General features: G+C 69.8%; 17 protein-coding genes. 10 read left to right on the forward strand and 7 right to left on the reverse strand.

All coding sequences use genetic code 11. The features are described from left to right. Positions 1-53 precede the first annotated feature (53 nt). Positions 54-1,370, forward strand: coding sequence for an MFS transporter (locus OG194_RS32025; protein ID WP_327404250.1), 1,317 nt, complete (start codon positions 54-56; stop codon positions 1,368-1,370). A 25-nt stretch (positions 1,371-1,395) separates the two neighbouring features. On the opposite strand, the gene nirD is transcribed toward OG194_RS32025, so the two are convergent. Together nirD and nirB are read right to left on the reverse strand one after the other, a co-directional pair. After that, positions 1,396-1,746 (reverse strand): nitrite reductase small subunit NirD, encoded by a 351-nt coding sequence (gene nirD / locus OG194_RS32030; RefSeq protein ID WP_327404251.1) that lies wholly within the window; start codon positions 1,744-1,746, stop codon positions 1,396-1,398. Beyond that, a complete protein-coding gene (nirB, locus tag OG194_RS32035; protein WP_327404252.1) occupies positions 1,743-4,367 on the reverse strand; it encodes a nitrite reductase large subunit NirB in 2,625 nt (874 codons plus the stop codon). Before nirB ends, nirD begins: the two co-directional genes overlap by 4 nt. Positions 4,368-4,652: 285 nt before the next feature. Here nirB and OG194_RS32040 point away from each other — a divergent pair, with 285 nt between their 5' ends. The 3 genes from OG194_RS32040 to OG194_RS32050 are packed head-to-tail and all read left to right on the forward strand — an operon-like array spanning position 4,653 to position 7,171. After that, on the forward strand, positions 4,653-5,156 hold the full coding sequence (locus OG194_RS32040) for a hypothetical protein (RefSeq protein ID WP_327404253.1): 504 nt from the start codon (positions 4,653-4,655) through the stop codon (positions 5,154-5,156). 10 nt (positions 5,157-5,166) lie between these two features. Further along, complete coding sequence (locus OG194_RS32045; protein ID WP_327404254.1) at positions 5,167-6,492, forward strand: sensor histidine kinase; 1,326 nt, start codon at positions 5,167-5,169, stop codon at positions 6,490-6,492. A gap of 31 nt (positions 6,493-6,523) precedes the next feature. Next, the gene (locus tag OG194_RS32050) at positions 6,524-7,171 is read left to right on the forward strand and encodes a response regulator transcription factor (RefSeq protein WP_327404255.1); all 648 of its coding nucleotides are present in this window, start codon (positions 6,524-6,526) and stop codon (positions 7,169-7,171) included. 175 nt (positions 7,172-7,346) lie between these two features. Here the strand turns inward: OG194_RS32050 and OG194_RS32055 are convergent, their stop codons facing one another. After that, a complete protein-coding gene (locus tag OG194_RS32055; RefSeq protein WP_327404256.1) occupies positions 7,347-7,970 on the reverse strand; it encodes a class F sortase in 624 nt (207 codons plus the stop codon). A gap of 117 nt (positions 7,971-8,087) precedes the next feature. Continuing rightward, entirely contained in the window at positions 8,088-8,606 is a 519-nt protein-coding gene (locus OG194_RS32060) for a hypothetical protein (RefSeq protein WP_327404257.1), read from the reverse strand. 271 nt (positions 8,607-8,877) lie between these two features. Between OG194_RS32060 and OG194_RS32065 the strand changes: the two genes are divergently transcribed. After that, positions 8,878-9,462 carry an NADPH-dependent FMN reductase gene (locus OG194_RS32065; RefSeq protein ID WP_327404258.1) on the forward strand — a complete coding sequence of 195 codons (585 nt, stop codon included), beginning with the start codon at positions 8,878-8,880 and terminating at the stop codon, positions 9,460-9,462. Between the two features lie 138 nt (positions 9,463-9,600). Here OG194_RS32065 and OG194_RS32070 read toward each other — a convergent pair whose 3' ends face one another. Continuing rightward, complete coding sequence (locus OG194_RS32070) at positions 9,601-9,867, reverse strand: hypothetical protein (protein WP_318016184.1); 267 nt, start codon at positions 9,865-9,867, stop codon at positions 9,601-9,603. 184 nt (positions 9,868-10,051) lie between these two features. On the opposite strand from OG194_RS32070, the gene OG194_RS32075 reads away from it, so the two are divergent. The 4 genes from OG194_RS32075 (at position 10,052) to OG194_RS32090 (ending at position 14,972) form a co-directional block, all read left to right on the forward strand. Beyond that, entirely contained in the window at positions 10,052-11,194 is a 1,143-nt protein-coding gene (locus tag OG194_RS32075; protein WP_327404259.1) for a hemopexin repeat-containing protein, read from the forward strand. A gap of 99 nt (positions 11,195-11,293) precedes the next feature. Then, the gene (locus OG194_RS32080; protein ID WP_327404260.1) at positions 11,294-12,757 is read left to right on the forward strand and encodes a hypothetical protein; all 1,464 of its coding nucleotides are present in this window, start codon (positions 11,294-11,296) and stop codon (positions 12,755-12,757) included. Positions 12,758-12,771: 14 nt separating this feature from the next. After that, positions 12,772-14,340 carry a hypothetical protein gene (locus OG194_RS32085; RefSeq protein WP_327404261.1) on the forward strand — a complete coding sequence of 523 codons (1,569 nt, stop codon included), beginning with the start codon at positions 12,772-12,774 and terminating at the stop codon, positions 14,338-14,340. Beyond that, positions 14,334-14,972, forward strand: a complete 639-nt coding sequence (locus OG194_RS32090; protein ID WP_327404262.1) for a hypothetical protein — start codon at positions 14,334-14,336, stop codon at positions 14,970-14,972. The genes OG194_RS32085 and OG194_RS32090 overlap by 7 nt, the downstream gene beginning before the upstream one ends. On the opposite strand, the gene OG194_RS32095 is transcribed toward OG194_RS32090, so the two are convergent. Beyond that, the gene (locus tag OG194_RS32095; protein ID WP_327404263.1) at positions 14,969-15,700 is read right to left on the reverse strand and encodes a TetR/AcrR family transcriptional regulator; all 732 of its coding nucleotides are present in this window, start codon (positions 15,698-15,700) and stop codon (positions 14,969-14,971) included. The two genes, OG194_RS32090 and OG194_RS32095, sit on opposite strands and share 4 nt — an antisense overlap. Before the next feature lie 142 nt (positions 15,701-15,842). Between OG194_RS32095 and OG194_RS32100 the strand changes: the two genes are divergently transcribed. Beyond that, positions 15,843-17,354 carry an MFS transporter gene (locus OG194_RS32100; RefSeq protein WP_327404264.1) on the forward strand — a complete coding sequence of 504 codons (1,512 nt, stop codon included), beginning with the start codon at positions 15,843-15,845 and terminating at the stop codon, positions 17,352-17,354. A gap of 134 nt (positions 17,355-17,488) precedes the next feature. Here OG194_RS32100 and OG194_RS32105 read toward each other — a convergent pair whose 3' ends face one another. Continuing rightward, on the reverse strand, positions 17,489-18,379 hold the full coding sequence (locus OG194_RS32105; protein WP_327404265.1) for a LysR family transcriptional regulator: 891 nt from the start codon (positions 18,377-18,379) through the stop codon (positions 17,489-17,491). Positions 18,380-18,382 lie beyond the last annotated feature (3 nt).

Below are 18,382 nucleotides of genomic sequence, written 5' to 3' on the forward strand. Positions count from 1 at the left end.
CACCCGCGCCCCGTCCGGCACCCCCTCCCCAACTCCCGCCGGAAGGACCCCCGATGACCGCTCCGTCCCCCCAGCCCATCCAGTCCACCCACCCCGACGACAGCCCGGCGCCGAGCCGCCCCACCGCACGACGTGCCATCGCGGCGGCCACCATCGGCAACGCGCTCGAATTCTTCGACCTCGCCCTGTACGCGCTCATGGCCTCGTACATCGGCCGCACGTTCTTCCCCGGCGGCAACCCCGGCGTCCAACTCGTGCAGGCCTACGCCGTGTTCGGCGTGACCTACCTGATCCGGCCGCTCGGCGGACTGCTGCTCGGCGCGTACGCCGACCGCAACGGCCGTAAGAAAGCACTGGTGTTGTCGATCCGGCTCATGGTGCTCGGCACGCTGCTGCTCGCGGTGATGCCCGGGTACTCGACCCTCGGGATCGCGTCGACCTTGGGGATCGTGCTCGCGCGGTTGATCCAAGGGTTCGCCGCCGGGGGCGAGTTCGGAGCGGCAACCTCCTTCCTGGTCGAGCACGACGACCGGCGCAAGAGCTTCCTCGGCAGCTTCCAGTTCGCGAGTCAGGGACTGTCGACCCTCATGGCGGCCGGCTTCGCGGCGATTCTCACGGCTGTGCTGTCCGACGCGCAGATGACGTCGTGGGGCTGGCGCGTGCCGTTCGCGTTCGGCCTGCTGGTCGGCCCCGTGGGTTATTTCGTACGGCGCTACATGGATGAATCCCCGGCGCTGGCGACGGAGTTGGAGTCGGCCGCCCCGAAGCCCTCCCCGATCGTGTCGGTCTTCCGCGACCACTGGGGCGGGCTGCTGATCGCCGGCGGAGCGCTGATCGTCTCGACGGCGCTGAACTTCATGCTCCAGTACCTGCCGACGTACGGCATCGGCCAACTGGGCGTCGACGCCTCACTGTCGTTCACGGCGCTGCTCATCGCCGGGGCCGTGCTGACCTTCGTCACCCCGCTGATAGGGCTGTTGGGTGACCGCTACGGCCGGCTGCGCATCATGATCCCGGCCGCGGTGCTGATCGGCGTGAGCGTCGTCCCGCTCTTCCTCTGGCTCAACGCCGCGCCGTCCTTCCTCACCCTCGCGCTGTGCACCACCGTCCTCGCCCTGCTCAAGGCGGTGTACTTCGGCACGCTGCCGTCGGTGATGGCCGACGCCTTCCCGGCCCGGGCCCGTGCGACCGGCCTGTCCTTCAGCTACAACACCACGGTCGCGCTCTTCGGCGGCTTCACCCCGACGATCGCCGCGGCCCTGATCGAGGCGACCGGTTCGCCGGTGGCACCGGGCTACTACCTGCTGGCCACGGCCGTGTTGAGCACCGCGGCCCTGACGACCGCACTGCGCACGCATCGCATCCGGTGAGGAACGGTGGCGTACGTCCGGTGTGTCACCGCGCCCGCACCTCGTACGTCGCCACCCGCACCGACGCGTCGTCCAGACACTCCCCGGAGATCAGGTCGAACCGCTGCTTGAGCAGCGGCGACGCGACGAACGGGCGGCCCTGATGCGTACCGGTCAGGCCGCGGGAGAGAACCGCCGCGCCGCTGAACGGGTCGCGGTTGTCGATGCCGTAGAGGGTGCCGGAGCGGTCGCGGAACAGGGCGACCTGGCGGCCGTCGGGCAGCAGGGCCGCCACTCCGCGGCCTGGGGTGAGCCGGTTGAGATCGCAGACCGTGAACCAGCCCTCCGTCAGCTGGAGTTGGACCTTCAGGTCGGTCGTCTCGGGGGCCAGGGTCATCGCTGGGCGCTTCCTTCCAGGACGTCTGCGGGCTGCTGCGGCCGCATGCCGATCGTCAGCAACGGCAGGTCGGGCTTGATCTGTTCGCGCTCGGGGACGAAGCCGACGACCGGGTCCGGGGTGTCGGGCGCGTTCACGAAGGACACGAACCGGGCCAGTTTCTCCGGGTCGTTGATGGTCGTGGCCCACTCGTCGCGGTACCCGGCGACATGTGCGGCCATCAGCGACTCCAACTCCCCGCAGATACCGAGGGAGTCCGCCACGACCACGTCCCGTACGTGGTCGAGGCCGCCCGGAATCCGCTCCAGCCACACGCTCGTGCGCTCCAGCCGGTCGGCCGTACGGATGTAGAACATGAGGAACCGGTCGATCAGGCGCACCAGTTCGGCATCGGACAGGTCCTTGGCGAGCAGGTCCGCGTGACGCGGAGTCGCGCCGCCGTTGCCGCCGACGTAGAGGTTCCAGCCGGTGGCGGTAGCGATGATCCCGAAGTCCTTCGACTGGGCCTCGGCGCACTCGCGGGCGCAGCCGGAGACCGCCGACTTGAGCTTGTGCGGGGAGCGCAGACCCCGGTAGCGCAGCTCCAGGTCGATCGCCATCCGGACCGAGTCCTGGACGCCGTAACGGCACCAGGTCTGCCCCACACAGGACTTGACGGTGCGCAGCGCTTTTCCGTACGCGTGCCCGGACTCGAAACCGGCGTCCACCAACCGGGCCCAGATCAGCGGGAGTTGCTCCACCCGCGCGCCGAACAGATCGATGCGCTGGCCGCCGGTGATCTTCGTGTAGAGGCCGAAGTCGCGGGCCACCTCACCGATCACGATGAGTTTCGCGGGGGTGATCTCGCCGCCGGGGATGCGCGGCACGACCGAATACGAGCCGTTCTTCTGCAAGTTGGCGAGGAAGTGGTCGTTGCTGTCCTGGAGGGCCGCCTGTTCGCCGTCCAGGACATAGCCGCTCGCGCCGATCGTCGGGGCGAGGGACGCGATGACCGAGGCGACCGTCGGCTTGCAGATCTCGCAGCCGTCGCCACCGCGGGCGCTCTCACGGCCGTAGCGATCCAGCATCTCCTGGTAGGAGTTGATCCGCAGCGCGAGGGCGATCTCGTACAACTCCTCGCGGGTCTGCGCGAAGCAGCCGCACAGACCCTTGTCGACCTCGACGCCGTTCGCCTCCAGCTCGGCGGTGACCAGCTGGCCGAGCACCTTGACGCAACTCCCGCAGCCGGTACCGGCCTTGGTGCACTTCTTCACCTCGGACACGCTCGTGCAGGAGTGTTCGGTGACCGCCCCGCGGATCGCGCCCTTGCTGACGTTGTGGCACGAGCAGATGACGGCCGCGTCGGGCAGCGCGGACGGCCCGAGCTGGACGGCGCCCCCGGAACCGGCCGGCAGCACCAACTGCTCGGGGGAGACGGGCGGTACGGACCCGGTGAACGCGCGCAGCGTGCCGTACGCGTCCGCGTCGCCGACCAGGATGCCGCCCAGCAGCTCGCCGCCCCGCCCGATCACCAGCTTCTTGTACGTCCCCGCCCGCGCGTCGGAGTAGACGACGTCGAGGCAGTCCGCGGTGGCGCCGTGCGCGTCACCGAAGGACGCCACGTCCACGCCGAGCAGCTTCAGCTTGGTCGACAAGTCCGCGCCGGTGAAGGCGGATTCGTCCCGCGCGATGGTCGCGGCGGCCGTCTCCGCCTGCTCGTAACCGGGCGCCACCAGCCCGTACACCCGGCCGTCCGCCGCCAGCGCGCACTCGCCGATCGCGAACACCTGCGGGTCGGTGACCGTACGGCACTGCTCGTCGACCGCGATGCCGCCGCGCTCACCGACCGACAGGCCCGAGGTGCGGGCGAGTTGGTCGCGGGGGCGGACACCTGCGCTGAACACCACGATGTCCGTGGCGAGTTGGGAGCCGTCGGACAGCTTCATGCCGGTGACGGCGCCGTCCGCGTCGGCGAGGATCTCCTGCGTACCGGTCCCCGTGTGGACGGTCAGGCCCATGTCCTCGATGGTGCGCAGCAGGGCCGCGCCCCCGCCCTCGTCGACCTGCACCGGCATCAACCGCGGCGCGAACTCCACGATGTGCGTGGTCAGTCCGAGCCCCTTGAGCGCCCCGGCCGCCTCAAGACCGAGCAGCCCACCACCGACCACGGCACCCGTCGTGGCCCGCGACCTGGCGTACGCCTCGATCGCGAGCAGGTCCTCGATCGTGCGGTAGACGAAACAGCCGTCGGAGTCCTTGCCCGGAACGGGCGGCACGAACGGATACGAGCCGGTGGCGAGGACGAGCGTGTCGTACTCGACTGTCAGGCCGGAGCGGGCGGTTACGGTTCTCGCCGCGCGGTCGATCGTCTCCGCCGGGTCGCCGACGTGCAGCTCGATCCCGTGGTCCGCGATGAACTCCGGGTCCGTGAGCGAGAGTTCCTCGGGTGTGCGGCCCGAGAAGTACGAGGTGAGCTGGACGCGGTCGTAGGCCGGACGCGGTTCCTCGCACAGGACGACCACACGGTGCGTGGCGGTCAGGCCGCGCTCGGCGAGCGCTTCGAGGAAGCGCTGACCGACCATGCCGTGGCCGACGAGCACGATGGTGGGCACGGTGGGCACCACACGCGGATTCGAGGTCATGCCAGGAGCCTGCGACGCCGGTGTTACCCGACCGCATCCCATCTGTTTCCCGCGAGGAACGCTGCCCTCAGCGGGAGCGCGCGGGGGGTGTGAGGGTTCGGGGCGCGCGCCGGGGGAGGGGTGTGAGGTTCGGTTAACCGAACCCCCGGGTCCCGTGCAGGCACCATCGTGTACTGCGGGCGGCGGCGGAAAGCTGGAGACATCGGTTCACAGCAGTTCACACGGGCTGCGCCGACTCATGTACGCCAGCTCGCGTACGCCTACTCATGTGCAGGGGGATGCACCATGACCACCACCCGCGATCTGCCCACCCCGGACCCGACCTCCGTCCACGCCTGGAACCTCGTCCGCGCACCGTTCACCGCCACCACCTGGCGCCGCACCGCCTACGCACTCCTCGCCCTCCCGCTCGGCCTGGCCTGCATCCCGCTCGCCCTCCTCGGCGCCCCCACGGCCCGCTGGCAACGGGGGCTCGTCCACCGCTTCCTGGACACGGAGATTCCGGGCACCGCACGCGTCGGCGGCCTGCCCCACGCCCTCCTCGCCACCCCCCTCAACCTCCTCACGGCGTTCATCACGCTCTACGGCTGGGCGATCGTCCCCATGAACCTAGGCTGGCCGCTCCGCGCCGGCGACGACTACGCCAGCGCCTGGGGCGGACCCACCTTCGCCGGAGCCTGGGCCTTCCACGCGGTGCTCGGCGGTATCGGCTTCCTGCTGCTCATGCCGTGGGTGGTGCGCGGCCTGACCGCCGTGCAGGTCCGTGTCGCCAGGTCGCTCCTCTCCTAGGTTGATCCCCATGCCGAGCCTCCGCTCCCGTCCCCACTCCCGCCTCTGGTCCCGCCTCCGCACCCGCGCCGTCGCCACCTTCGGCCGTCGCGCCCTGGCCGCCGTCCTCTACGGCGTGATCGCCCTCCCGCTCGCCCTCGTCGGCTTCTTCCTCACGCTCGTCGGGCTGGCGTTCGGCGGCGCGCTGTCGGTGACCACGCTCGGCCTGTGGCTGCTGGCGGTCACCGTGCGCGGCGCGCTGGCGCTGGGCGCGCTGCAACGGGGCCTCGCCCGACGGCTGCTCGGCCTGGAGATCGAGCAGCCCAGCGCGGGGGACGGGGACGGGGGCAAGGGGGTGCTCGGCTGGCGTCGCGGCATCCTGCTCGACCGAACCGGCTGGCGGGCCGTCGGCTGCGCCCTGTTGACACCGTTCACAGCCGTTTTCGCATACGTCGCCGTCGTCATCGGCTACATCTACGGCGCCCTGTTCACACTGCACCCGCTGCTCAAGCGCTGGAACTACAACACGGTTCACAGCACCGACGGCACGACGCACCCCGTGTCACTGGAGTTCTTCGGTTACCAGCTCGACTCCTGGCCACGCTGGTTGATTCCGTTCACAGCCGGATTGCTGTTGCTGGCCGTCGCACCCCTTCTCCTCCGTTACGCCCTCGGCCCGCACCGCGCCCTGTTGACCGTGCTGCTCGGCCCCGACGCCGCGACCCGCCGTATCCGCACCCTGGAGGAGACCCGCGCCCGAGCCGTCGACGACGCCGCCGCCACCCTCCGCCGTATCGAACGCGACCTGCACGACGGAACCCAGGCCCGCCTGGTGGCCCTGGCCATGCACCTCACCCTGATCCGCGAACTGGTCACCGCCGGCGCCGACCCCGACCGCGTCCTCACCGCCGTCGAAACCGCCCAGGGCAACGCCACCCAGGCCATCACCGACCTGCGCCACCTGGTCAAGGGCATCCACCCGCCCGTGCTCGACGAGGGTCTGCACGCCGCCCTCACCACCCTCGCCGCCGACAGCGCCCTCCCCGTCACCCTCACCACCGACATCGGCACCCGCCCCACTCCGGCCGTCGAGACCATCGCCTACTTCTGCGCCGCCGAACTCCTCGCCAACGCCACGAAACACGCCCACGCCACGTCCGCCGCCGTCGACGTCACCGCCCGCGACGGCCTCCTGCGCCTGTGCGTCACCGACGACGGACAGGGCGGCGCGAAGATCGGCGCGGGCTCCGGCCTGACCGGCCTCCTCGCCCGCGCCCGCACGGTCGACGGCACACTGACCTGCGACAGCCCGCCCGGAGGCCCTACGGTGGTCACGGTCGAACTGCCCCACACGTGACCCCACAGCTGAGCGGACCGAACGGAGCGGCATGCGCGTCGTCATCGCCGAGGACTCGGCCCTCCTGCGCGACGGCCTGGTCCAACTGCTCCAGCTACGGGGCGTGGAAGTCGTCGCAGGGGTAGGCGACGCCGAAGCGCTCCTCACCGCGGTCGCCGAGCACGCCCCGGACGTAGCCGTCGTAGACATCCGCCTCCCACCCACCCAGACGGACGAGGGCGTACGAGCAGCCGTACAACTACGCGACCGGCACCCCGCGACCGGCGTGCTGCTGTTCTCGCAGTACGTAGAGACGACCCACGCGGCCCAACTCCTCGGCAACCCGGCCGGGTTCGGGTATCTCCTCAAGGAACGGGTCGTGGACATCGGGGAGTTCGTCGGCGCGCTGGAACGCGTCGCGGCCGGCGGCACCGCGCTCGACCCCGAGGTGGTGGCCCAACTCTTCGGCGCCGCCCGCCGATCCACCGCCCTCGACACCCTCACCCCGCGCGAACGCGAGGTCCTCGCCCTGATGGCGGAGGGCCGCACGAACCACGCGATCGCCACCGCGTTCACGGTCTCCGAACGAGCTGTGGAGAAGCACGTGGCGAACATCTTCGCGAAGCTGGACCTGCCACCCTCGGACACGGGAAACCGCCGGGTGCTGGCGGTACTTCGGTACCTGGAGAACGGCCGCTGAAGCTCATGCCCGACATCCTGCTGACGGTGGTCCTCGCACTGGTGACAAACCTGGCGTACCAGCAGTGGCTGGCCTGAAAACGCCCCCAACCACCCGTGCCCCAAAGGGGCGCGGGGAACTGCGCGACCAGCCACGACGGACCCGCAGACGAAGCACGACCCTTCCCCTGAGGCCCCTACCGGCTCCCACTCAGGTGCGCGAACACCACCACATTCCCCTGATACCCCGTCGCCCGCGAATACCCGCCCCCGCACGTGATCACCCTCAACTCCGGCCGCCGAGCCGCCCCGTACACCTTCTGATCCGGAAAGCGGCTCGCCTGATACACCTCGACCGCGTCCACCGTGAACAGCGCGACGCTCCCGTCCAACCGGTCCAGCTCGATCGTGTTGCCCTTCTTCAGGGCACCGAGGTCGTAGAAGACGGCAGGCCCGTCGGCGTTGTCGACATGCCCCGCGACGACCGCAGTTCCGGTCTCACCGGGGGTGGTCCCGGCCTCGTACCAGCCGGCGAGGTTCTTCTTCGCGGCCGGGGGCACGTCCAGGCTTCCGGTGCTGGTCAGCTTGAGGCCCATCAGCGGGGCGTTCACATGGATGGCCGGGATCCGGATGCGGTCGGGCGGCGACGGCGGCAGCGCACGGGCCGCGGTGCGCCCGACGGCCGGATCGGGCCGGGCCTCGGCGGCGGACGGCTGCGGCGGGGCGTTCGTATCGGAACCGCCGCTCAACAGCCACGCGCCCGCGCACAGGGAGACCACGGTGACGGCCCCTATCGCGGTAGTGCCGTATCCACGACGCATGCGGGATCAACCCCTCTCCAGTAACTGGCCCCGCGCCCCCTCCGGGTCACGAGGGGCGTCGGACCCGGAGGGGGAGGGGACGTGCGGTACCGGCGGACGGACAGCGGAGGGTGTCCGTCAGAACCTGTCGCCTCTCGCCCGGCGATGCAGGAGCCAGGTACCGCCCGCGGCGGCGACGGCGAGAGCCGCCACGCCGGCCGCGGTCTGCACGGGGTCGGGGCCCAAGGCGCCACCGACCCCCGTCTTCACACTTCCGCGCGGCTGCACCTGCTGCCGCATCGAAGCCAGCGTCACCATCAGATCGCCGCTGACCTCGCGGCCGTCCGTGCACTTCGCGACGATCTCGTAGGTCCCCGGCTGCGCACTCGGCGGCACCTTGAACTGCCCGATCGCATCGCCCTCGTGCGCGCTCGGCGCCAGCGTGAACGTGCCGGCGCCCACCGCGCTGGCATCACCGGCGGCCGTACCGTCGTCGCCGCACGCCGCCGTGTTGACCGTGACGTCGCCGCCCGGCACGGCGTTCGACGGGAACACCTCCAGACCGCCGGTCTCGCCGCCGTACGCCGGCGCGGTCGCGAGACCCGCGGCGGCTACGGCGAGCGCGGTGCCGGTCAGCAGACGGGCGGTACGTCGCATCGGTGCTCCTCCGAGCTGTGGTTGGCTGCCCTTCCGAGGTAAGTGGCACCGGGCCGAGCGCGCTTCCTGAGCGAGCGTCAGAATTGCGGTGAATGGGTGTCAGAAAGAGCCTCCGACACGCCTTCTCGTCGCTGTTTCAGCAGGTCATAGCGGTACGGCGGGCTACGGCGAAACCCGTCCCTGAGAAGAACCCGAAGAGCGCAAGCCGCGCGTGTGAACGGGTGATGACCTCACTTGACCTCAAGAATGGTTGAGGTACGAGGCTGCCCTTATGGACATCACCACCGCTCCCCTGGCCGTCACCGTCGTGATCGGCAGCAACCGGCACGGCCGCTTCGGCCCGGTCGTCGCCGACTGGCTCCTCGCCCACGTCCGCGACCACCCCGAGCTCACCCTCCAGGTCGTCGACGTGGCCGAGACCGGCCACCTGCCCACGACCCTCGCCCCGACCCCGGAGGCGACGGCCGCACTCGCCGACATCACCCCCAAGCTGGCCGGCGCGGACGCCTTCGTCGTCCTCACCCCCGAGTACAACCACTCCTACCCGGCCGGCCTCAAGAACCTGATCGACTGGCACTTCACCGAGTGGCGCGCCAAGGCCGTCGCCCTCGTCTCCTACGGCGGCCTCGCGGGCGGCCTGCGCGCGGTGGAACACCTGCGCCAGGTCTTCGCCGAACTCCACGCCGTGACGGTCCGCGACACCGTCTCCTTCCACAACGCGGGCACGTCCTTCGACGACGACGGCCGCCTCAAGGACCCCACGGCCCCGGACGCGGCGGCGAAGGCGATGCTCGACCAACTGGTGTGGTGGGGACGGGCGTTGAAGGAGGCGCGCCAGGTGCGGCCGTTGATCTGACGAACGAGATCCGACGAACGAGATCCGGCGCATGAGATCTGGTGAAAAAAAGGGGGCGGCCGACACAGGTCGGCCGCCCCTTCGCACCGTCACGGACGGCCCGGTGCGTCACCCGGTCCGGTAGGCCGGGTGGAGGTGTCAGAAACCGAAGACGCCCTCGAACGTGCCACGGTCCCAGTCGTGGTCCGTCTTGGTGGTCGAGGAGTAGACGGGGCCGACGTGGTCGATGACACCGGCGAACATCGTGTTGTCGACGTGCCCGGAGCCCTGCGAGCCGGTGCCCTGGACGAGCGCGCCGTCGTCGTGCGGGAACGGGCCGTTGTCGTGGGCGAGGGCGGCACCCGCGCCACCGAGCAGGATGCCGACGGCGAGGACGGACGTGGTCAGGGCGGAACGCATACGCATGACTACTCCCAAAGATCTCTGGATGACGCGCCGGAAACCGGTCACGTCGGGCCGATCAACGCCTAAACGATCACTGGAAAGGCCATGCGGGCTCCATGACGCCACGTGGATCACCCCCTGATTCACTCGAACGGGACCCCGAACCGCGCCATAAGAACCGCACCGCCGGAGCATGCATCCCGGCATGAGTGTGGACAGGGCGTACTTCACCGTCGGGGCCACCGTGTCCACGTACGACATCGACGCGGACGCGGCCGATCCGGCACAGAACCGGCAACTCGGCGTGGCCTGGGGCGGGTTGCCGGCCGGCTGGGAGGAGGGCATCGACGCGGCGGTCGACCTGGGCCAGTCCCACCTGTACGTCTTCCGGGGCGCGGAGTACGTCCGTATCCCGTTCGCCACCCAGACCGTGGACGACGGCTACCCGCTCACCACCCGCGACAACTGGACGGGCCTCTCCTTCGACACCGTCGACGCGGTCATGAACTGGTCCGACGGAAAGCTCTACTTCTTCAGCGGCCCGCGGTACGTCCGCTACGACATCGCCGCCGACCGCCAGGACCCCGGTTACCCCAAGCCGATCGCCGACGGCTGGACGGGCGTCACCGCCGACTGGATCGGTGACGGCATCGACGGAGCGCTCAACCCCGGCAACGGACGCGCGTACCTCTTCAAGGGCACCGAGTACGTGGCCGTCGACTGGCACACCAAGACCCAGGAGGACGGCTACCCGCTCACCATCACCGACCAGTGGCCCGGCCTGACCGGCCCCTACGAAGCGATCTGGTCGAACGCGGCCACGGTCCCACCGACCGGGGGCGGCGGCTCGTCCAAGGGGGCCCAATTCCGGCTGTCCTACGGCGAGTTCGCCACCGCCAGTGAAACCGCGACCGGTGTTCCCGCGCTGGTCACGCTCGGCCAGGCGGCGCTGGAATCCGGCTGGGGCACGGCAGCCCCCGGCAACAACTTCTTCGGCATCAAGGCGAAGGCGACCGACCCACCGGAGACCCGCCAACTCCTCAGGACCCAGGAGGTGTTGGACCGCCCCGACGTGCAGTTCCCGGAGGTCGTCTCGGTGACGCGGCGCCCCGACGGCAAGTACCTGTACGTCGTCCGCGACTGGTTCCGCGTGTACGCGACCCCCGAGGAGTCCTTCACGGCCCACGGCAACTACCTCCGGAGCAACGCCCGTTACGCGCCCGCGTTCGAGCACACCGACGACCCGTACGCCTTCGCGCGGGCGGTCGCGGACGCGGGCTACGCGACCGCGACGAACTACTACGACTCCCTCGCGTCGGTGATGCGGAACATCGAGGCCGCTGCCTGAGCCTCGTCGAAGTCGCCTCACTCGCGCGAGGTTCACTTATCCGGGTGAACAGGAACATGTAGCTGTATACGCGGCATATGACCCGGGCAGGACGGGGCCATGGGATACCAACTGGGGGATCTGGGGCGGACGTTCCGCGACCAGATGTACAACGTGCTCACCGGCGGCGACGGCAGCGTCCCGCCGGCCAAGTCCAGCTTCATCACCTGGTGCATGCCCGGACTGCCGTACCAGGAGGCGGACTTCGCGTTCGCCGCGCAGGGCATCGGCACCGGCGCCACGGCGGCGGAGGACAAGCTCCTGCTCCAGCAGGCGTACAACTTCTCCTCGCTCATCGACTTCATCCCGGACGTGACCTCGGCGTACTCGTCGGGGCGGCAGGACGGGGTGTGGCGCAACGCGACCGGTGCCCGGCTGAGCGAGATCTACGGCCAGATCCTCAGGTTCTCCAAGGTCGTCGACGACCAGCTCACCGACGACCAGAAGGCCAAACTGGACCGGTTCCGGGGCCTGTTGAGGGCGACGCGCACGGTGAAGGACATCGTCACCGAGCAGGAGAAACAGGTCACCGAGGACAGCCCCATGCTCAAGGCCTACAAGGCGTGCATGCAGGCGTACGTCACCGCGGCCCTGTCGTACAACAACAAGCGCATCGCCGCGCAGGCGGCCGTGGGGGAGTCGGGCAAGCAGGCGGTCGCGGACTGGGCGGCCAACGCGCAGCTGTACTCGATGCAGGCCGCGGCCGCGATGGACGACTGGACGTCGAGCGGGTACCGCAACGAGGTCGAGGAGATCAACGCCTACATCGACCAGACCACCGAGAAGTCGATGCTGCTGTGGAAGCGCAACCTGGAGCGCTTCTACGAGGAGGCGAACACCAACGCGCTGGGCCCTGGCCAGTCCTTCTACTACACGAGTGTCGTCCCCGGTGACTTCGCGACGTCGAACGGCTGGACCGGGTACTCGATGTACCACGAGATGGTGGACTCGCACAGCCACTACGAGACGTCGTCCTGGTCGGCGGGTGGCGGTCTCAACTTCGGCCTGTGGAGCACGAGTGCGGGCGTCACCTCCAACTCCCAGGACTACAACGAGAACTTCCAGGTCGACGACTTCTCGATGTCCTTCGAGATGGCGCAGGTGCAGATCGTACGGCCGTGGTTCTACCCGGAGTTCCTGGAGAACCGCGGCTGGGACCTGCGCCAGGGGCAGGGCTGGAACTACGACCAGATGCCGTCCGACGGCGGCAACCCGCCCCAGGGCCGCTTCATCGGCTATCCGCTCCAGGCCCTGTTCATCAGGAACCTCACCATCCACTCCTCCTCGCTGGCACGGGCGTTGCAGACCCACCAGAGCTCCGTGTCGGTCAACGCGAGTGTCGGCTGGGGCCCGTTCTCGGTGAAGGGCAGCTACAGCCACTCCGAGTCGGACCAGCACTTCCACTCCGAGAACGACGGCGCGACCATCACCGTCCCCGGCATGCAGATCATCGGCTTCGTCAACCACCTCCTGGACAAGACACCGAACCTGCTCGACGGCCTCGACCCCGACCAACTCGTCTAGGACGGCGGCCAGTCATGAGCGACACCGAGACGGTGTGGGCCGCGTCCCCCGTGGACACGGCGGCCATGTTCGGCCTGGGCGCGTACTTCCGCGGCCTGCTCGCCGACCCCGACCACCTGGTCGCCGTACCGGTGACCCCGGTGGTCTACCAGGACAGCATGTTCCGCTTCGGCGGCGCCCTGGACGCACCCCGGGCCACGGTCTGGTCCGAGTTCTGCGAACTGGTCAACAGGGTCCCGACCGAGCCCATTTGGGCACCCCCGTCGACCGCCCACCTGTGGGGAATCTACGGCGAGGTACTAGCCGCCGACCTCGCCCGCTCCACCCTCACCCCCGAGGAACACCAGCGCTACGACACGGCAGTCGCCTACCTCTACGACACCGGCCCCGACGGAGTCTTCGTCCCCTCACCCGCCCTGCGCGACTACCGCACGGCCCGCCAGTCCTGGCTCCAGGCCGACACGGACTACCACCAGGCGGATCAGACGGCGGCCATGTCGACCGACCCGACAGCCCGCGACCACTGGACCCACGTCGACGAGCCCCGGCTCCGCCAGGCCAGGGACGACGCCATGGACGCCTGGCAGACCGCCGGCCACAAGGCCGAGGTGGAGGACGCCCTGCGCGAGACCTCCGAACTGGCCTCGAAGGCCCCCTCCAGCATCTGGAAACGACACCGCGACACCTTCAACCCGAACCTCCCCGACCAGTACACGACCGCCCCCAACGGCACGCGTTTCGCGCCCACTTACTACTCACCGGACGGCGCGCTGGACGACCCCTGGTCGAGAGTCGTGCTCTCGGAGGACATGCTCCGCACCCTGGCCGCCCAGGCCCCCGCGGAACTGAAATCGGCGTTCGGCGACCGGGCCACCGACGACACGGTCTTCTCCCTGGCCTTCGAATACCGGGTCGTGTCGGTCGTCCGCCCCTGGCTGGACCCGCCGATGGAACTCTTCGCCTCCCGAGCCTGGCGCCTCTCGTCAGGCGTCGCCGCCCTCAGCGACGGCGCCACCCCACCCCACGGCCGCTGCCCGTCGTACGTCGAGTCGGTGGCCCTGGCCCGCAACGTCGAGCTGATCCGCCAGGCCGTCGGCTACACGGAGACCCCCGGCGAGACCACCCTCCACGGCACCTGGACCCTGGACCTCGACAACGGCATCGCGGGCGGCGACATGAACACCGCCGACCTCTGGTGGGAGTGGATGACGGAGACGACCGCCCAGTTGGTGCCCAGCTCCCACGCCGGAATCGTCAACCTCGGCCAGGTCGACTACGACGCCTTCGACGGCCACCGCCTCTCGACCCTCACCTACGGCAGCACCCCCCTCACCGGCAACCCGAACGCGAGCAGCCAACTGGTCACCGGGGACGTGTTCGCCGTACGCACGACGGAGGGCCGCTTCGCCAAGGTGCAGGTGGTCCAGTACGGCTACGACCTCCAACTCCGCTGGGTGGCCTACCAACAGACGACGTCCGCGATGCAGAGCAGCGTCACCGGCCCGGACGACGTGTTCCTCGCGGGGTTCGTGTGCCGCCAGCTCCCGAAGAGCCCGGACCCGGACCCGGCACTGTCATGGTGACCCCCGAAACGGACCCCGAACTCGCCGTCCACGGCCTGGTGTTGCTGGGCACGGACACGGTGTACGCCGTCCACATGCCCACGTTCACCGCCCCCTACGACTTCCAGGCCGTCCTCCGGGTCACCCTGGACACGGACACCTACCGCACGGCCCGCAAGCGCTACGGCACGTCGGCACTGTTCACGCTCAGCCCACGCACCCTCCTCCTCAAGGACCTTGAGGAGGGCGCGTCCTTCCCAGCCGCCCTCTACTTCGGCCACTTCGGGAGGGACGGCGAGTTACTGGGGGAGGTGAGGGTGGAGATCGAGGAGCGGCTGTACGTGGGCCACCCGACCGAGCCCACCATTGAACCGGCGCCCCTCCGTTACGTCCTCTTCGGCCGCGAACAGCTCTACTTGGCGCACGTGTTCACCCGCCCACCGGACTTCGACCAGGTGCTGACGGCTCAACTCGCCGGGGAATGGCTGACGTCGGCGGGTGAGCGGTCGGCCCGTACGGTGACGGTCCCGGGCCGCCCGGACGACCTGACGGGCCGCCTGCACCCGGGCGAGCAAGTCACCGCGGAGGGCACGGAGTTGCAGGTGCTGGCCGAGGTGTACTTGGAGACGGCGGACCTGGCGGGCGAGGCCTAACGCGCCAGCCGCAGCGACAGCCCATCCAGGACGACATCCAGGCCGTAGGCGAACTTGCCGTCGCGCAGGGCCACCGGATCGGTGCTCGTGACGGTCGACTCGGCGTAGGAACCGGCGAGATGGGCATGACCGGCGGCGGCCTGCTGCGCGGCCGGCATCAGACGGGCGATGAACCCGGCCTCGCTCTCGCCGGACTGCGCGACCGTGGTCAGCCAGGCGGCCTCGGTCGTGCTCATACCGATCGTGTACGACAGCACGGCGTCGATGGCGCCGCTCGGTTCGGGGAATCCGACAGTGGTGAACAGCGCGGCGAGCCGTTCGGTGAAGGACATGAGGTTCGGGCCGAGGTAGGCGAGCCCGGCCTGACCGAGGACCGAGGACAGCCAGCGGTGCCGTAGCGCGGTCGTACGGAACGACGCGGCGGCCTCGGCGACGGCGGCGCGCCAGTCGGTGGCGTCCGCGGCCGGGACGTGGATCTCGGCGGCGACCTCGTCGACGGCCAGTTCCATCAGCTCGTCCTTGGTCGCGACATGCCGATAGAGGGAGGTCGCGCCGGCGTTGAGGCGGGCGCCGAGCTTGCGCATGCTCAGCGCCTCGATGCCGTCGGCGTCCAGCATCGCGATCGCCTCGCGGACGATCGCGTCGCGGCTGAGCGCGGGCTGGTCGGCCGGGCGCTGCTCACGGGCCCACACGGAGGGGATGGGGTTCTGCTTGGTCCTGGGGGGCATGGGTGCTCCTTCGTGCGTACGTCGTTCGCATCCAGCGTACAGAGTTCAGGGATTGCGCACGCCGTTCTGCTGTGCGTACAGTGTGCGCATCGAAGGAACGGTGTACGCACAAAGCCGAACGGTGTCTCTGAAGGGAAGCCCCATGGAAACCCGAAACCCCCGGCGCTGGTGGATCCTCGTTGTGCTGTGCCTCAGCTCGTTGGTGCTGGTGGTCGACAGCATGGCGCTGACCGTGGCGGTCCCGTCGATGACCGCGAGCATCGGGGCGAGCGCCCAGGACACCCAGTGGATCCTCGACTCCTACATCCTGGTCTTCGCCGGCCTGCTGCTGACCTCCGGCAGCCTCGGCGACCGCTTCGGCCGCCGGAAGGTGATGCTGATCGGGCTGGTGCTGTTCGGAGCGGCGTCACTGGCGGCGACGTTCTGCACGAACCCCGGTGAGGTGATCGCCGTACGGGTGGCGATGGGGGTGGGCGGCGCGCTGATCATGCCGTCGACGCTCTCGATCCTCATCACGGTCTTCGACGCGGAGGAACGCGGCAGGGCGATGGCGGCCTGGGGGTCGGTGTCGATGCTCGCGCTGGTCGGCAGCCCGGTGCTCGGCGGCGTACTGATCGACCACTTCTCGTGGCACTCCATCTTCTTCCTCAACGTCCCGGTCGTAGCGCTCGCGTTGGTGGCCGGTGTGACGCTGATGCCCGAGTCCAAGGGCCCCTGGCAGAAGCCGGATCCGCTGGGCGCGGTGCTGTCGGCGGTCGGTATGACGGCGCTGATCTGGTGGATCATCGAGATCCCGCAGCACGGCGCGTTCACGGGCCGCGGCCTGGTCACCCTCGCGGTGGCGGTGGTGGGGCTGGCCGGATTCGTGATCTGGGAGAACGTCACACCGACCCCGATGGTCCCGCTGGTCCTCTTCAAGCACCGTGATTTCAGCGGCGGTTCGCTCTCCCTGACCCTGGTCCAGATAGGCAACGGCGGCCTGCTGCTGGTCCTCACCCAGTACCTTCAGTTCGTCCTCGGCTACTCACCGGTCAAGGCGGGCCTGGCCTTCGTCCCGCTGGCGGTCACCGCGCTGGTCGGCAACGCGGCCGGTGCCAAGTTCACGGCGAGGTACGGCCATCGGTACCTGATCCTGGCGGGCATGCTGGTGATGGCGTCGTCCTTCGTCCTGCTGACGACGGTCACGGCGGACACCGGCTTCACTATCCCTGCGGTGGCCCTCGGCCTCCTCGGCCTGGGCGCGGGCCTCGCGATGCCGGCGGCGGTGGGCGCCCTCATGGGCACGATCCCGGAGGACAAGGCGGGCGTCGGCTCCGCCCTCAACGACACGATCCAGCAAGCCGGTACGGCCCTCGGCATCGCGATCCTCGGCTCCCTCCTGTCGAGCGGCTTCGCCGACGAGATGCCCTCCGGTACGCCCGATGAGGCCCGCCACTCGATCGGCGGGGCGCTGGCCGCGGCACACGGGGACGCGGGGCTGGTCCGGGCGGCTCGGGAGGCGTTCACGCAGGCCATGTCAACGACCTTCATGGTGAGCGCGGTCGGGGTGGTGGCGGCCGGGGTGCTGGCGGCGGTGGTGATGCGGGACGGGAAGCCGGGGGAGCCGGCGACCGAGGCTCAAGAGGGGTCGGCTGAGCGGGAGTTGGCCGCCTGACCCGGGCAGACCTGCCTCAACTCGCCTGGCGGAAAAGGCCGTTGCCCACAGCGGGCGACGGCCTTACGTCCGCGACCGATGAACGTGGGGACGACCCACTGACGGTAGTCCTCGCGGCGGATCAGGAAAGCGGATCAGGAAACACGTGTCGTGGCCTCCTGTTCGGGCAGCAGGGTGGTGGCCGCGTCGACGAACTCCTCGACCAGGCCGGTGGTTCGCCCGGTGGGCCAGGCGGCCGCGACATGGTTGGGGCCGAGGTCGTCGACCGGGATCGCCTCGACGCCGGGCCGGGTGTAGAAGTTCGCGGTGGACGCCGGGATCACGGCGATCCCCTGTCCGCCGGCGACGAGTTCGAGTTTCTCCTCGACGCTGTGGATCGCCGGCACCGGGCGGCGCTCACCGGTTCGCAGTTCCACCGCGATGTCGCGCCATTCGGGGACGGCGTCGGGGTCCTGGAGGAGGTGATCGGCCGCCAGGTCGGCGACCCGCACGGTCTCCTTGCCGGCGAGGGGATGGGACGAGGCCACCATGACGAGGCGCGGTTCGGTGTAGAGCGGCCTGATCTCCAGGCCCGCCGGGTCGATCGGCAGGCGGACGATGCCGACATCCGCGCGGGCGTCGTGGAGCACGTCCACCTGGTCGTGCCAGCCGGTGCGCAACATCCGTACGTCCAGCCCGGGGTGGCGCTCGCGCAGCAGGCGAACGACGGGGGTCAACGTGATGCCCGGCATGAACCCGATCGTGAGGCGGGTGACGCTCTCGCTCGCGGCGCGTACCCGCCGCAGCAGTGCGTCCGCGCTCGCCAGCAGAGGCCCGGCGTCGCGGACGAGTTGTTCGCCTGCCGGTGTGAGCACGGTGCTGCGGCGGTCGCGCATGAACACGTCCACGCCCAGCTCGCTTTCGAGCACCCGGATCTGGCGGGAGAGCACGGGCTGGGTGATGTGCAGGCGCTCCGCGGCGCGTCCGAAGTGGAGTTCCTCGGCCACCGCGAGGAAGTAGCGAAGCTTGCGCAGGTCGACGTCCATGCG

The organism is Streptomyces sp. NBC_01288, assembly GCF_035982055.1.
Lineage (GTDB): Bacteria > Actinomycetota > Actinomycetes > Streptomycetales > Streptomycetaceae > Streptomyces.